Annotated in this window: 9 protein-coding genes and 3 pseudogenes; all 12 read right to left on the bottom strand. The window is 52.1% G+C overall.

Going from position 1 to position 15,197, the window contains the following annotated elements; translation table 11 throughout:
• Window positions 1–428: 428 nt before the first annotated feature.
• On the bottom strand, window positions 429–1,442 hold the full coding sequence (galE, locus tag HA45_RS24165; protein WP_100700982.1) for a UDP-glucose 4-epimerase GalE: 1,014 nt from the start codon (window positions 1,440–1,442) through the stop codon (window positions 429–431).
• 44 nt (window positions 1,443–1,486) lie between these two features.
• Window positions 1,487–2,379, bottom strand: a pseudogene (galF, locus tag HA45_RS24160) (UTP--glucose-1-phosphate uridylyltransferase GalF).
• A gap of 409 nt (window positions 2,380–2,788) precedes the next feature.
• The gene (locus tag HA45_RS24155) at window positions 2,789–4,129 is read right to left on the bottom strand and encodes a lipopolysaccharide biosynthesis protein (RefSeq protein WP_100700984.1); all 1,341 of its coding nucleotides are present in this window, start codon (window positions 4,127–4,129) and stop codon (window positions 2,789–2,791) included.
• Window positions 4,126–5,348: pseudogene (locus tag HA45_RS24150) on the bottom strand (glycosyltransferase). Before HA45_RS24150 ends, HA45_RS24155 begins: the two are co-directional and overlap by 4 nt.
• A gap of 3 nt (window positions 5,349–5,351) precedes the next feature.
• Window positions 5,352–6,614 (bottom strand): colanic acid biosynthesis pyruvyl transferase WcaK, encoded by a 1,263-nt coding sequence (wcaK, locus tag HA45_RS24145; RefSeq protein ID WP_100700986.1) that lies wholly within the window; start codon window positions 6,612–6,614, stop codon window positions 5,352–5,354.
• Window positions 6,615–6,822: 208 nt separating this feature from the next.
• A complete protein-coding gene (locus HA45_RS24140) occupies window positions 6,823–9,033 on the bottom strand; it encodes a phage tailspike protein (RefSeq protein ID WP_100700987.1) in 2,211 nt (736 codons plus the stop codon).
• Window positions 9,034–9,211: 178 nt separating this feature from the next.
• A complete protein-coding gene (locus tag HA45_RS24135; RefSeq protein WP_100700988.1) occupies window positions 9,212–10,246 on the bottom strand; it encodes a glycosyltransferase in 1,035 nt (344 codons plus the stop codon).
• 38 nt (window positions 10,247–10,284) lie between these two features.
• A pseudogene (locus tag HA45_RS24130) lies at window positions 10,285–11,036 on the bottom strand (glycosyltransferase family 2 protein).
• 73 nt (window positions 11,037–11,109) lie between these two features.
• On the bottom strand, window positions 11,110–12,027 hold the full coding sequence (locus HA45_RS24125) for a glycosyltransferase family 2 protein (RefSeq protein ID WP_100700989.1): 918 nt from the start codon (window positions 12,025–12,027) through the stop codon (window positions 11,110–11,112).
• Window positions 12,028–12,096: 69 nt separating this feature from the next.
• On the bottom strand, window positions 12,097–13,185 hold the full coding sequence (locus tag HA45_RS24120) for an acyltransferase family protein (protein WP_240629186.1): 1,089 nt from the start codon (window positions 13,183–13,185) through the stop codon (window positions 12,097–12,099).
• Between the two features lie 126 nt (window positions 13,186–13,311).
• Window positions 13,312–14,043 carry an SGNH/GDSL hydrolase family protein gene (locus HA45_RS24115; RefSeq protein ID WP_100700991.1) on the bottom strand — a complete coding sequence of 244 codons (732 nt, stop codon included), beginning with the start codon at window positions 14,041–14,043 and terminating at the stop codon, window positions 13,312–13,314.
• Between the two features lie 12 nt (window positions 14,044–14,055).
• Complete coding sequence (locus HA45_RS24110; protein ID WP_100700992.1) at window positions 14,056–15,192, bottom strand: EpsG family protein; 1,137 nt, start codon at window positions 15,190–15,192, stop codon at window positions 14,056–14,058.
• Between the last annotated feature and the right edge of the window lie 5 nt (window positions 15,193–15,197).

The following is a 15,197-nucleotide window of genomic DNA, read 5'->3' as shown; positions in this document are numbered from 1 at the left end:
TGGACTGTTCCTGACATTGCGACCGATATCCCGGCCAGAGGAGAAATAAACATCCCACATCAGCAATAGACAAAGCTACCGCCCTTGGGTTGCAGCTCCCAACATGCTGATATGTGAAAAAACCATCTTTAAGCATAGTGCGCTTTAAGCAAACTGAGCACTATCTGCTTGAAATAATTTTAATTCTTTAGAATTAATTAGAAAGAATTGATTATTTCGGAACTTGAATTTTACCACCGTGGTCGGGTTAACACGAACGAAATGGCCTTGGGCATTAAGTGATGGTTCAATAATTAACCAATCGTGCGGTGGATGCATTGAGGGATCGTCTACCGGAGACCAAACTGACGCAATCAGAAAGTGACTAAAAGGAGGAGTACATCAAATCAGGTGCAAAAAAAGCGGACAAAAAGTCCGCCTTCATCGTATTACTTAAACCCATCCGGGTTCTTACTCTGCCAGTTCCACGTATCACGCATCATCGCGTCGATCCCACGTGTCACACGCCAGTCCAGCTCATGATTAGCGAGCGTCGCATCCGCCCAGAACGCCGGCAGATCGCCGTCACGGCGTGGCTTGAACTCAAACGGAATCGCCTTACCGGAAGCCTTCTCGAACGCCTTGATCATCTCCAGCACTGAGAACCCTACGCCGCCGCCAAGGTTATACGCTTTATAACCAGTGACTTTTGGCAGGTGGTCCAGCGCCTTCAGGTGCCCTTCGGCCAAATCCACCACGTGGATGTAATCGCGCTGTGCGGTGCCGTCTGGCGTATTGTAGTCATCACCAAACACGCCCAGCTTCTCCAGACGACCAATCGCCACCTGCGCGATATACGGCAGCAGGTTGTTAGGAATGCCGGTTGGGTCTTCACCAATCTCACCAGACTCATGCGCGCCAACGGGGTTGAAGTAGCGCAGTGCGATGGCTTTGAAGTTTGGATCGGCTTTCGCGAAGTCGCGCATCACGAATTCGGTCATCAGCTTCGATGTGCCGTACGGGCTAGTGGTGCCACCGATTGGCGTGGTTTCCACGTAAGGAACCGGTGCATCGGCGCCGTAGACGGTTGCTGAGGAGCTGAAGATAAAGTTCCATACGCCCGCAGCGCGCATCTCTTCCAGCAGCACCACGGTGCCTGCGACGTTGTTCTCGTAGTATTCCAGCGGCATACGCGTGGATTCGCCCACTGCTTTCAATGCTGCGAAGTGAATCACTGCCGAGATGTCGTTAGCAGCGAACAGGTCACGCAGGCAGGCGCGATCGCGGATGTCGCCTTCAACGAACACTGCTTTTTTGCCGGACAGCTTTTCCACGCGATTGATGGCTTCGCGCGAAGCATTGCAAAGGTTATCCAGGACCACAACGTCGTCGCCGCGCGCTAAGAGCGCCAGCACCGTATGAGAGCCGATGTACCCTGCTCCGCCCGTTACCAAAATAGCCATGTGTACTCCTTTAAACCGCGCAAGCGGCGCGGCATGAGAATGGATTATTTCGCCAGGATTTTCTGGATAGCTTCGCGGAAGTCACGGCCCTGCGCGTTATTACGCAGACCATAAGACACGAATGCCTGCATGTAGCCCAATTTTTTACCGCAGTCGAAGCTGGTACCGGTCAGCAGCTGCGCATCCACCGGCTTTTTCTTGCTGAGTGAAGCAATCGCATCCGTCAACTGAATTCGACCCCAAGCGCCCGGCTCGGTTTTTCCAGTTCTTGCCAGATATCTGCAGACAGCACATAACGACCGACCGCAGTCAGGTCTGAATCCAGCTGGCCCGCTTCAGGTTTTTCGATGATGTTGGTGATAGTGCTGATGTCGCCTGGGTTATCGATCGGCTGGTCAGTTGTCAGAACACCGTATTCGGTCAGGTCTTCGCCCGGCATATGTTTCGCCAGCACCTGTGAGTGACCGGTTTCTTCGAAACGCGCCACCATCGCAGCGAGATTGTAGCGCAGGTGGTCAGCAGTGGAGTCATCCAGCAACACGTCTGGCAGCACTACCACGAACGGGTTATCACCGATCATTGGACGTGCACACAGCACAGAGTGACCGAGGCCCAGCGGGTTCGCCTGACGCACGTTCATAATGGTGACGCCAGGAGGACAGATTGACTGCACTTCGCTCAGCAGCTGACGTTTTACGCGTGCTTCAAGCAGCGCTTCCAGCTCATAGGTGGTGTCGAAGTGGTTTTCCACTGCATTTTTGGAAGCATGGGTGACCAGCACAATCTCCTTGATGCCCGCAGCCACACACTCGTCAACGATGTATTGAATCATTGGTTTGTCGACGATCGGCAGCATCTCTTTCGGGATGGCTTTCGTTGCGGGGAGCATATGCATACCGAGACCCGCAACCGGGATTACTGCTTTAAGCTTGGTCATATTTATTCCATTTCATGAAGTGAATACGTGGGGTCGATTATGCAGGATCGGCCGGTGCAGCAAGTATAATCTTTATCTGAAAATCCGGCACTAACTCTCTGTCACACCATCAAAAATCGGCAAAACGCCCACCTACCGCTTCGCCTGTTCGAAGCAAAATGCAGGGGCTAAACTGCTGAAAAACAGTGGGAGGAGAGTGAAAAAGTGGCGGAGGTTAAGACCAGTGGTTTGCAGAATGAATTCAGGGGGATTTTTTCGTAGTGCGCGCGGGTAGATGGCACCGCTACGGATGCAGACCAGCGGGAAAACTTAGCGGCGCGATTTATCGCACATGTCGGCAGCATCACTGCGGCCAGGACGTGCCATAAATGGCACCGCTACGGCTTTTTGCGAGGATTGATGGCAAAACTTACAGCCAGCCCTCAAACCACTCCGGCATCACAAACAAGTTGAAGTGATTCACCAGCAGCATCAGGCCGACAAACACCACTGATACCGAAACCCACTGACGGGCATACGGCATAAAGCGGATGCCAATGACTGGCTTGATGAAGAACGGATGGGCAAAGGCAGAGATCAACACCTGCGAGATGGAGAGCGTTAGCGCCACATACAGCACGTTTGGCCAGATGTAGGTTGTCGCTAACACCACCACCACCACCAGACTGGCGACGATATTCCAGTAGAACTCGACGTTAGTCTTGCCGTTCGCCTGTGAAATCGCCCCGGTCAATCCGCCCATCGGACGCAGCATGCCAAACAGCAGCATCAGCGGGATCAGATGATAAACCTGCTCATGCGATGCGCCATACAGCACGCGCACAATCACCGGTGACAGAATACCAATCGCCAGATACATCACGCTGCTGAACAACATGATGACGAAGGTGCCCTTCAGGAACAGTTTTTTCAGCTGCTCAGGATCGTGCTGCTTCTCGGCGAAACGCGGCAGTGCCAGACGGTTAATCACTGGAGACACCAGTTTGAGCGGCTGCAGAATCAGCTCTTTCGCCAGCGAGTAGATCCCCAGCATCTCGGCGCCCATCACTTTCCCGACGATTAGTGCATCCGCCTGAGTACGCAACTGGTTGATGGTCTGCGAACCCAGCTGGTAGATACCGTAACGCACCGCGCTGATGAAGGTTTTCCCTTCAAACTCCCACGTTGGACGCCACGATTTCTCGCCGAAGTAGATCATGCACAGGATGCGGGTGAAGGCGTTGATGAACAGCCCAAGGATCGCCGCCGCCACCGTGAGCGAAGTGTAATAGAGCATCGCCACGGTACAGATAAACGCGAACAGCTTGGTCGCCATCTCAATTTTCGCCAGCGAGACCATGCGTTTGGATTTCACATAGTGCGCCTGATACTGCGACAGGTGTCCCAGCACGAGGAAGTTAAGGCTGGTGAGCATAATCAGCCCGGTCAGCTCTGGCAGGTGATAGAACCACGCCACCGGATACGCGATAGCCAGCATGATCAAGCCAGTGCACAAACTGAGCGAGACGTTGACCCAGTAGATGGTGCTCTGCTGGCGGCGATTGATGTCCTGGCGATGCACGATGTAGCTGCTCATCCCCATATCCTGCAACACCGTCGCCACCGCCAGAATGGCGTTGATGATCGCTAATAAACCTAACTCATGCGCTTCCAGCTTGCGCGCCAGTACGCTGAGCTGTAACACCTGCAGCAATGCCGCGAAACAGGTACTGCCAAACAGCCAGACGGCCTGTTTTTTTAATCCACTCACACCATGCGCTCCAGAATTTTGGCCAGCTCGCCATAGGCGATGTGCTGATTGAACTCGGTTTCCACTTTCTGTCGCGCGGCAGCCACCACCGGTGCCACATCCACATCACCACGCGATAAGCGCAGCAGCATTTCTGCTAACTCCTCAGCGTCGTTCTCGGAAACCAGCCAGCCGCTGACGTTGTTCTGAATCAGCTCTGGAATGCCACTGTGATAAGTCGATACCACTGGCAGCCCCACCGCCATCGCTTCCATCAGCGCCACCGGAATGCCTTCCATGTCGCCATCAGCGGCGGTTTTGACGGCAGCAGGAAGATATCGGCGTCATTCAACGCCTGACGAATCTCCTCCTGCGGCTTGAAGCCCGGCATGGTGACGAACTCTTCCAGGCCGGCGCGTGCAATGTGTTCACGCATCATGCCGTCCTGCTCACCGTTACCGATAATGGTGAACTGGAACTGTCCGCCGTTATTACGCAGGATTTCACTGGCCTTAACCGCCACATCCAGCCCTTTCTTCTCGGTGAGACGCGCGACAGAGACGATGCGCAGCGGCTGATGGAATGCTTCACGCGGGCGGAAGTTAAACTTCTCCGGTTCGATGCCCATACGTGTCACATGCACCTTCTCGCGCGGACAGCCCATCTCGATCAGCTTGTTCTCCCACAGATGGCTGATAGGCAGCATCAGTTCGCTCTGCTTGAACAGGTTGATGTAGTCGAGCTTGTGCTCTTCGAGGATGTGACGGCGCGAGATATCCGCGCCGTGGAACACCGTAGCCTGCTTGCCTTTCAGCACGCCCAGCTCACGCAGTTTGTTCGCCAGCGCACCGGCATAGCCAAAGTGCACCAGGAACACATCGGCGGTGAAGGTTTGCTTCGCGTTAGCAACAATCGCCGGCAACAGCAGCTTTTTCGCCTGCTGACCGTAGCGCCCAACGTTGAGCGATTTGAGCAATGCCGGCTTGGCGATTTTCGGCAGCATCAAGCCAATACGTTGCGTCAGCTTATCGAGATTCGAAACTTTCTCTTCCGGCAGCAAATAGTGAGTTTTTGCTGCCAGATTGTAATCATCGAACGCGGCATGGCGATTGATCATATCGCCTGGAAACACGGAGATAATCTCCACGTCATAGCCTGCGTCGATAAAATGCGTCACCTGATTGAGGACAAATGTCTCAGAGGCAACCGGAAAACGCATGGTGAAAAAGGTCAGCTTCATCACTTACCCCAGCACGTTGAGAATTTCTGCCGTAATGCGGTTACCAATCTCACGCTCCTGCGCCACCGCGGTGTCCACTTTGCGCTTCACGTTGTCATAATCGGCCAGCACGGTTTGCACTTTGTCGATCAGCGAACCGTCCATCAGGCTCTGCACATCGGTGGCCATTTGCGGCAGGCCAAGCTGCTTCATCACGCCGAGTGACTTGTGCTCGTAGTTGATGGCCACAGCCGGAGTACCGAAGTTCATGGAGATGATGGCGGAGTGCAGGCGGGTGCCGATTGTCAGGTGACAATGGCTCAGCAGGATACCGAGTTCGAGGTCGTTGAACTCGTCCATGATGACATGGTAATGCTCGGGATGGTCGACGTGGTCGCGCAGCGTCAGAGCTACCATGCGGTCGTCTTTGGCGTAACTGTCGATACCGGTACAGGTAGAGAAAGCCACCACCTGATAACCCTCGGCGATCATCGCGTTGATCACTTTACCAAACGCGGCTTCATACTCTTTCTGCGTCACGCCAAGACGCTTATCGAACGGCGCCAACTCACGCACGGTGATCGCGATGGTTTTACGGGCGCTGATGATATTTTTCCAGTGCAGCAAGTTGTGGCTTGGGTTCTCCACATCACGCGCTTTCACCAGGAAGGCGGTATCGACGCCCTTCTTCACGCGGCGGGTGGTGACGCCGTCTTGCTTCAGACGATCGTGGCTGACATCTTCACGCAGCACCAAACTGTCGACGCGATCAAACACGAAGTTAGCCAGCGCGTTGACGCGTGGGTTCTCAAACGGTCCAACAGAGTGACCGATCATGTGCAGCGGCTTTTTCGCCATCAATGCACAGAGCGCGTGGTCAAACTGGGTCACGCCGTAAAGATCAACGAAAAACGAGCCGCCAACCTGAATGATCGCGTCATATTGCGCCAGGCTTTTGGTGAACTGCGCCAGATGCGGCGGCACGGAAAACGATTTGTACAGCCCACCTTTACCGAGGTGCGCCATCATGATTTCAGGCATCAAACGGTTCGCCACTTTACGTTTGACGCTGCCCATCAGCCCTTTGGCTGATTTGCTATTGTGCAGGAACAGGGAATCCTGCTGGATGTCCTGTTGCAGTAAATATCCGGAGCTTGTTGGATAACGACTAATGACATCGATATCGAGGTCGCCACGTGCCGACTGCAATGAATCGATCAGTCCACGTAAAATCGCGCCATCCCCACGATTTCCACAGGTATGGTTTCCCACCAATAAAATCTTCATAAATACTCCAGATAAATTTTTTTAATTTTTACAAGCCACGCCATTTCCTGAACGGGCAAAGTGAACTCTGTGATAAAAAACTGCAATGGGAACAATGCCCAAAATAAAAAAATCTGTCCCTGAACGGGCGGCCTAAAGGCCGCTCCTTGCCGACTCATTAACTGCTTTGGCAGGGGCGCCTTGCTGCACCCACTGCCGGTTAATCACCTCAAGATTTCACTGCAAAATACGGCATTGCTACTTGTTCGCCGTTGATCACCACTGACACAAAACCTTTGGGTTCTCGCGTATCCACCTGTTCCGCTTTCAACGCGCGTGAGGCGAGCAGCAGATCGCCCTGCTCATTGCCGCCAATGCCCGCTTTGCCATTGTGCAGGCTGAAGCGCTGCGGTGCCTGCTGGCTGCCGCTGGCAGGACTGCCCTGCTCCATGGTGGCATCCACACGCGCACAGCGACCGGTGAGGAAGCGATCCTTGGCGGTGCTTTTAATCAAAATGGCGGTGGTTGGCGTCCAACCGGCCAGCTTGACGAACACTTTTGTGTCCGTCTCTGTACGCGGTTCAAAGCGCACATCCACCACCGGTGAGCTGCCTTCGGCTGACCAGCTGGCTTCCGCATTTTTGGTTTTGCGTTGCAGATGAATAACCGCACGGCCGCCGGTGCCTTTGCCATCAATGACATCCATCATCGGCTGATTTGCAGTGCCGTTATTGAATTGCGACTGGCCAAACACCTCGATCTCCCAGCTGTCTCCCACCGTAGGTGAGTAGAAGTTGCCGAGTTCAAACCAGGTTTCCTGATTAGTGTTATTCGCCAGGCGAAAGCGCGAAGTGATGTAGTTGTATTTCAGGCTGCCATCGATGGCGACACCGTAAGACTCCACGCGCGTCGAACCCATCTCCCAGATATTGAGCCAGCGCTCGCCTTCCATTGAGTTGTCGATCCAGCTGCCCGCTTGCAGGTTGGTCTGGCGCATGTTCAGGCGCGAGTTGTGCGCGATCAGCGGATTTTTACAGTCTTCAATGCTGAGCGCATCGATAATCCATTGGCCGTTAGAGATGTCACCGGGAAACTCGCTGTGCTCGATCCAGCCGTTATGAATGATCGACTGGCTGCAACGTGGCAGATTCAACACCTTGCCGCCTTTACAGTGCTGGGCGTTGAAGTTGGAGAGTTCAATCGCGGTGCTGTGATCCCAGGCGCCGGCCTTTTGGCCTGACCAACTGGCTTTGATCACATCGCCGGTACAGGCATTGGCGTACCACTGGTCGATTTTACAATCCAGCGTGTCCAGTAAGCTCAGCGACACCCCGCCAACCTGATTGAAGCGCAGGCAGGCACCACGGAAAAATTGCCCGCCGGGACAGGTATTGCGGAACAGCCCCTGCTTGTTGGGGCGCTTGTCGTTTTGGCCGTTGAAAATCAGATTGGAGATTTCAGTCCAACGCGCGTTCACCTGGAACAGGAATTCAGAGCGACCGTCGGACGTCAGCGTGGTCGCCGGGAAATAGCCAAAATTGACCATCGCGCCGGAGATACGGAAGAAACGTCGCCCTTCATTACCGAAATCACACTCGGTGACGAAGAAATTACCTGCTGGGAACTGCACGCAGATCTGCTGATTGGCATCAATTGACCACTGATACATGGCTTTTATCGCTGGCGCGGCATCAGTTTTGGCATCGGCAATCGCACCAAAATCGGACAGCGTCAGGCGGTTAAAATCTTCAACCACGCGACGCCAATAGAAGCCTTTACCGCTGAAAATAACGCCGCCATCATCTTTGCCGTCACCAAACACGCCAACGAATTCGCCGCCGCCCACTTCTAAGCCTTCATGCCAGCTTTTCAGCTTGATTTTGGCACCGGCGAACAGCGGACGCGTTTTACGTAGTTCCTCAACCGACGGAATTTCACCAATCAGCTGATAGCCATTCGGCTGCGCCAGACGCTGACTGAAGTTGCTCTGGTTCGGGCGCGAGACATCTGCAATCGAAAACAGCGTATTACCCTGATCGTCTTCCACCACCATAGAGTGAGCAGGATTGGCAATTAACGCCGCATTATCGTGGATAAACTGCGCGAAGTTGCCCTTGTTCAGCGCAATAGGCTGGCTTATTTGTGACACTTTGCCGCTGGCATCGCGCAGGAAAACCGGAATCTGGTTGCCCGCTTTGCTGGCATCCTGACCGGCCTGGCCGATCCACAATTTGCCCTCAAAGTTCTGCCAGAACTGTGGTGGCATGGTGTAGACATTTTCCGGCGTCAAAATCGGCACATCGCCCTGCGGCACGCTGGACGGATCGACAGCTTTCAAAGCAGGTTGACCACTTTTTGCCGCATAGCTGGAAAACGCACTCACTGAAAGCGCGGCAACAATGGAGGAGGCTGCGGTTTGCAAGACTTCTCTTCTTTTCATGCTCTAAATCCCGTGGTCATGGGCTGCGTAACAGCCATAAATGTGATCCCGGAGGCATTTAGCCGTCATACTTCACGCCACAGGGGCGTTGGCTGCCTGCCTTCGCCCCTGTCACTTACTAGAGTAAGCTCACGGGGACTCAAGCACTTGCCGCCTTCCTGCGGCATGAATTATTTGGCTAAACCAAGGCTAGCCAGCTTTGTTTGATCTGATTGCCGTCAAACTTCAGCGCAGTTTCTTTGGTTTTTTCGCTCATGGCGTAGAACAGGCTATCGTCGCTGGCCAGCTGTTCCATGCGCGCCAGGAACGTTGATTTGTCATTCATCGGCACCAGGAAACCGTCTTCACCGTGATTGATGATTTCCTGCGGACCGGTTGGACAGTCATAGGCCACCACCGGCAGTGACCAGGATTTCGCTTCCAGCAGCACCAGCGGCAAACCCTCATAGCGTGAAGTCATCAACGCCATGTCGCTGTCGCGGTAGTAATCGTTAATGTTGCTGACCTTGCCAACAAAGTTAACGCTGCCGTTGATACCCAACGCGGTAGCCTGATCGTGCAACTGCTGGCGCAGTTCGCCATCACCGGCAATCACCAGCTTCCATTCAGGATGGGTTTTACTGAAGTCGGCCCAGATATCCAGCAGCAGATCGAAGCCTTTTTGATTATCGAGACGACCGACCGCCAGCGCCTGACGGCTGCGGGTTTGACGTTGAAACGCCTTGTACACCACCGGATTAGGAATCTGCTTGCTGGCGATATTCCAGCGATTGAACACCTGATGATCTTTATCGGTAAGGACGATGACCTGGTCGTAATAGCGCAGTAGCATCCACTTCAGTGCTTTAATGGGCTTGCTGAAGGAGTTAATCGCAATGTGTTCGCAGGCGTAGGCTTTAAAGCGTTTTTTCTTCATCGCCATCAAATTCCAGAAGGCGAACATCACGCTCAGGCGGCCCATGCTGATCAGGAATACGCTGTCGAAGCCTTCCTGATGAATACGTGCCACGGCGCTTTTAATCGGGTTGCTGTGGCCTTCAAAGCTGACGATTTCTTTAACACGATCGAACGGGTAAAAGGTTTTACCCTGCCCTTCCAGCGAGAAAATAGTGACGGCGTGCTGCTCACCCAGGCACTCCGACATGAAGTTGCAGATGTTCTCGGTGCCCGCGTAGGAGTAGGCATCTTTAATCACTAAAACAATCTTTTTCATGAAACGCTTTCCACCTCAATAAAGAACAAAACCGCTGGTTAGCGATGCTTAAGGGCGAAAAGGACGCCATTCACCATATACCAGGTGTAATAGTAATAAATTTTTAACGGATTGTTTTATAGATAATTCTTAATAATTCGAGATGCCATTTCGCCGCTTTATTCTTGTTGCGAGACAATGAATCGCCCAGCTCGTAATAGTTGACCAGCGTTTTCTGGATCACCCGAGCTTGCTTGTAGCGGAGGAACAGTTCGTAGAGGAACAGGAAATCTTCATGCCCTTTACGCTGGAAGAAGATGCCCTGAGGGGGACGGCGGAAACATACGGAAGAGAAGCAGACACGATACTGCTTCTTCACGAAGTTTTCCTGCTGCAGATAGGGTTTGCTGTAGAGAATATCGTGGTCGGCGGTTTTGGTTTTGTAGTGATAATGCGTGATGACAAAATCATCACCCGCCGCGATCGCTGCGGTCTGTTCGGCGAGTTTATCGGCGTGCCATTCGTCGTCACTGTCGAGAAACGCGATGATCTCTTCTTTCGCGGCACGCAGACCCACGTTACGCGTTTCCGCCGCACCGAGGTTGACTTCATTGTTCAGAATGGTGATACGCGCATCCGTGCAGTGTTCGCGCACATAGGCCAGCGAATCATCAGTGGACTGATCGTTAACCAAATAAAGATGCCAGTCGCTATAGGTCTGATTGACGATCGACTCAACCGCACGCAATACCGTTTTACGCGCGTTATACATCGGCATCACAATACCGACGGTGCCAACATGATTTGTCATTTGCATACCCGGAGTGTCAGGAACCAAAAAATTGCTCCCGGTGCGGGAGCAAGTGAAATTTTTATAAAGTGAATCAGGAGACGGCTCGCCCGCCCGAGAAGCGCGACTTCACCTTATCGAACAGTCGATTCAGGAAATAAGCCCGGTTATCACGATTGGTCAGGAAGAAGTAGCGCGCGAAACTGACGCTCGCCTGCAGAGATTTGCCATCCATCTTGTAGCGCAGCGGCAGCTTGAACGCTTTATAGGTATGGACATCACGTGCCGTGAGGTGCGGCTTCATGGTGTCCAGCCAGAAGAAGGAGTACTTCACCGACTCGCCTTTGTGCTTGGAACCAAATTTGGTCACCAGATGGTAGGTCGCGAGCGGCTTATCAATCATCACAAATTCATAGCCCATGCGGTCAGCACGGATGCAGAAATCGTAATCCTGATGGCGAATATAACGCGCATCAAACCGGATTTTATCGGCATCTTCGCGCTTCAACACAATGGTGCTGGTTTGAATGAAGCCATAACAGCCAAACAGATATTCAGCGATGGTTTCATTCTTGCCCGGTTCCTGCATCGGCATCACCTTGAGGAAACGGCCATCCTGATGAATGTTCACCTGGCTGAAAATCAGATAGTTCGACTTACCCTGTGCTTCAAGGCGGGTGATGGTGTCATAAACGGTGAGCAGCTTATCGACGCTCCACTCATCATCTGCATCGAGGAAGCTGATGAAATCGCCCTCAGCCAGTTCGATACCTTTGTTGCGGGCACCGGCACCGTTGAGTTTTACCTCAGACAGCTCAAGTTTGATGTCCAGATCCTGATAACGCTCACTGCGCACCACCTGCGCCAGTTCAGCGGCATCAGCCGATTTGTCATCCACGATGATGACTTCGAAATTGCGATAGGTTTGCGCTTTGACGCAATCCAGCGTCGTGACAATCGACTTCGACGCGTTATACGCGGGAATTACAATTGAGAAACGAATATCCTGCATTGCCAGTACCTCTAAAAACTTCTGGTTAACAGTAATACGAATATTAAGCGAAGGTAATCAGTCAAATTCTTAATTTTCGGCTGCTGCTTTGGTTGCTGCTTTAGACTTACCGCCACTGCTACCGATAAACGGTTTTTCCACCCAAAGATAGGTCATTTTTGCGACATAAAACGCCGCAACAAAGAACAGTGTTGATAACAGCGTGAACATCCAGTAATTATGCGCATATAACGTCGGCGGGATTTGCTCAATACCGTACAGCACCACGCCATGAATCAAATACAGGCTGTAGCTCACTTCACCAATCGACATCAAGGTCTTATTTTCCAGCAGTCCCATCAGCGAATTACCGCTGCTGACAACAAAGAAGATCACCGTCAGGGAAATCAGGAAAATGACATAGAAGAAGGTATTCGACGTGAAGAACAGAGAGAAGACGGCCAATCCAAGACTGAGGAATGCCGCACTGCGGGAATGGCGTAGACCAACAAATCTATCGCGGTACTTATATGCAAAATACCCCATCGCAAAGCCGAGCACCGGGCGCGGATCGGTATAGGTTTTGCCATACAAGCGCAACGCCACGGCAATGATGAAAATAACGCCGATAGACGAGAGGATCAGCAGGGTTTTGTATTTCCCGCGCGTTAAACGATTGAGGAAATAAATCATGGGAATAGACAAGTACAGCAGCCATTCCAGACGCAGCGTCCACTCCACGCCGGAGTTCACCACCGCCGTAGACAGCTCGCCAACGTTGTAACTGCCAATGAACAGCAGCCATAAAACGGCATCTTTCGCTGCTTGCAATGGCGGCACCAGCGCACCTTGCAGCGCACCAATGGTAAAAATAACGAAACCTGAGAACCAAAACATCGGGACGATACGTCGGACGCGTGAACGCCAGAGTTTCCCCGTCAACTGCGCAGGGGTGAGCGTGTCGTTATCCAGCCAGCGATAAAAAAGGAAAGCCGAAATCATAAAGAACAGCAGCACGCCGAACTTACCCGAGTTCACAAAAAAGTTGCCCTCAGAGAACCAGGCAAAATAGTTTTTATCATAAATCCACGGTTGATCCAGCCCGTAGATATAATGAACAAAATGAGAAAAGGCGACAATGCTGGCAAGAAAAGCACGCAGGCCCGAAATACTCTTCACGCCTTTATCATTATAAATACCGCGATGATAGGAGCAGGCATGTAAAATTAGCAACGCAAGACAGAATGAAACCACCATAATCATGATGTACATATCAGGATCCCTTATAAAATCGACACAACAAGGTTAGGGGCTTTGCTGCGCAAGACTTTGCTGAACAAGTGGGCTAACAATACTAAAGGTACGATCCGCTTTGGCTTTATACAGTGACTCCAGCGGATGAATACAGTCGTCGGACATTTGCGACTGCCAATCACGATCTTTTTTAATCACGCTATACTGCTGAACCACGGCAACCTGTTGCTGTTTAGCCACCTGGTTGAGCTGCCAGACGTAGGGCCAAACATTCCAGCGTTCCGCTTTGCCGCAAATCGGATTCGGCTCCTGCAAAATAACCTGTTTATGGTTCTGCTTCGCCACTTCAACCAGGCGCGTGATAATCCGCCCATACTCTTCAGGGCTTTCAAGGTGCACATCCTTATCCTTGAAAAAATAGTGTCGGGCATCGTTGATGGCATAGTTGATCAGAACGATTTTGGCCGGGGAGGTTTTCATTAAATCCTCCCAATGGCTTTGATCATCGCCACCATGCGGATACAGCAGCTCAGCGGCCTGCGCACCGGGAACGCCGTGGTTTTTCACCACGATGTTGACCCGATCGCCATATTGCTGTTGCAACATTTGCGTCAATTCACCGATTTCACTGGCTTTGGTGATGCTGCTTTTACGGTCTTTGCTGATGACACCGGCAGTGGTGGAATCACCAAATGCGTCAATCTGCAGCGTGCTTAAACCCGGTGCCGCCAGCGCCGCAAGGGGCGCCAGCGCGAGGGCTAAAACCATTAATTTTCTCGTCATGTTACCTCTCCATTACCTAAAGATTTTGAACTCCTGCGCCACCTCGTAGCCGACAACGGCCTGTTTCTGCGAGATGGTGTTGTAGTAGAGGTAATAAACCAGAAAGAAACTGAACATCGCGAACATCGCCGGTTTTAATAATTGCCGCGATTGATAGATCAACGTGGTCAGTAGAATGGGTTCAACTTGCAACAGGTAGTTGGAAAGCCTTGCCCCGGATGAATAGTTATAGAAGAAGATCCTGATTGCCCCGCCCAGCGCGAAGGTCACAATCATGAGATAGTTAAAACGCCACTGCTCAGAGTTGTTGCGTTTCAATTCATCGGTGAGCATGAAATAGACAAAAATACACACCAGCATGATGTTTTTAAGGTTAGAAACCGAGAAGATGCTGCCATCCGCAGTATTCGATGTTTCAGCACTGTAGCCTTCCGCCCTCTCCCCCATTGATCCCATATGCGCACTGATCAAGCTGATAAAGCCTGTCCCGCCGAACTTCGACATCGGGATGCTCAGCAGGATAATCAGCACCGGCCAATAACGCCATTGACGGATAAATAGGAATGGCAGGACCGTGACCACCATAATCCCGGTGTTGTGGCTGAAGAAAGAGAGCAGGAAAAAACCGAACGCTCCCCAGTAACGCTTCAGATACAGACACCAGAGCACACCCAAAAACAGCGCAGAGCTGAGACCAAAGCGAATCTGGTTCATGTCTTTGTTGATGTAGATGTGGGCGGAATACAGTGCCAGCGCGAGGATCGGATACGGTGACATTTTACGGAAGAACACCGCATTGGTGACTACCGCCAGGATACTGAATACAAATAAGAAAGTGTCAGCATTACTGGAAACCAGACTGGTTAGCCAGGCGATGGCAAAAATCAGCGGCTCATAACGGAAGAGCGCGATTGTGGCGCTAAAGCCGTTGATCTGCAGACTCTCAATGAAGCCGGTATAAAATGACCGATACTGCTGATCATCCATGCCAGTACCTAAACCTCGAATCCCGGCAAACACAATCAGGATAGCGGTTGAGATACACAGCAGGTAGAGCATCAGACCCGAAGTGCGCTCATCTTTTTTGACAATAAGCTCACTCAATGAAATCAGAAGCAACAGTCCGGATATAACCCAATAGGGTGCCATGGTGT

The sequence above is a fragment of the Pantoea rodasii genome (assembly GCF_002095465.1).
GTDB lineage: Bacteria > Pseudomonadota > Gammaproteobacteria > Enterobacterales > Enterobacteriaceae > Pantoea > Pantoea rodasii.
This window is presented reverse-complemented; position numbering and strand designations above follow the sequence as displayed.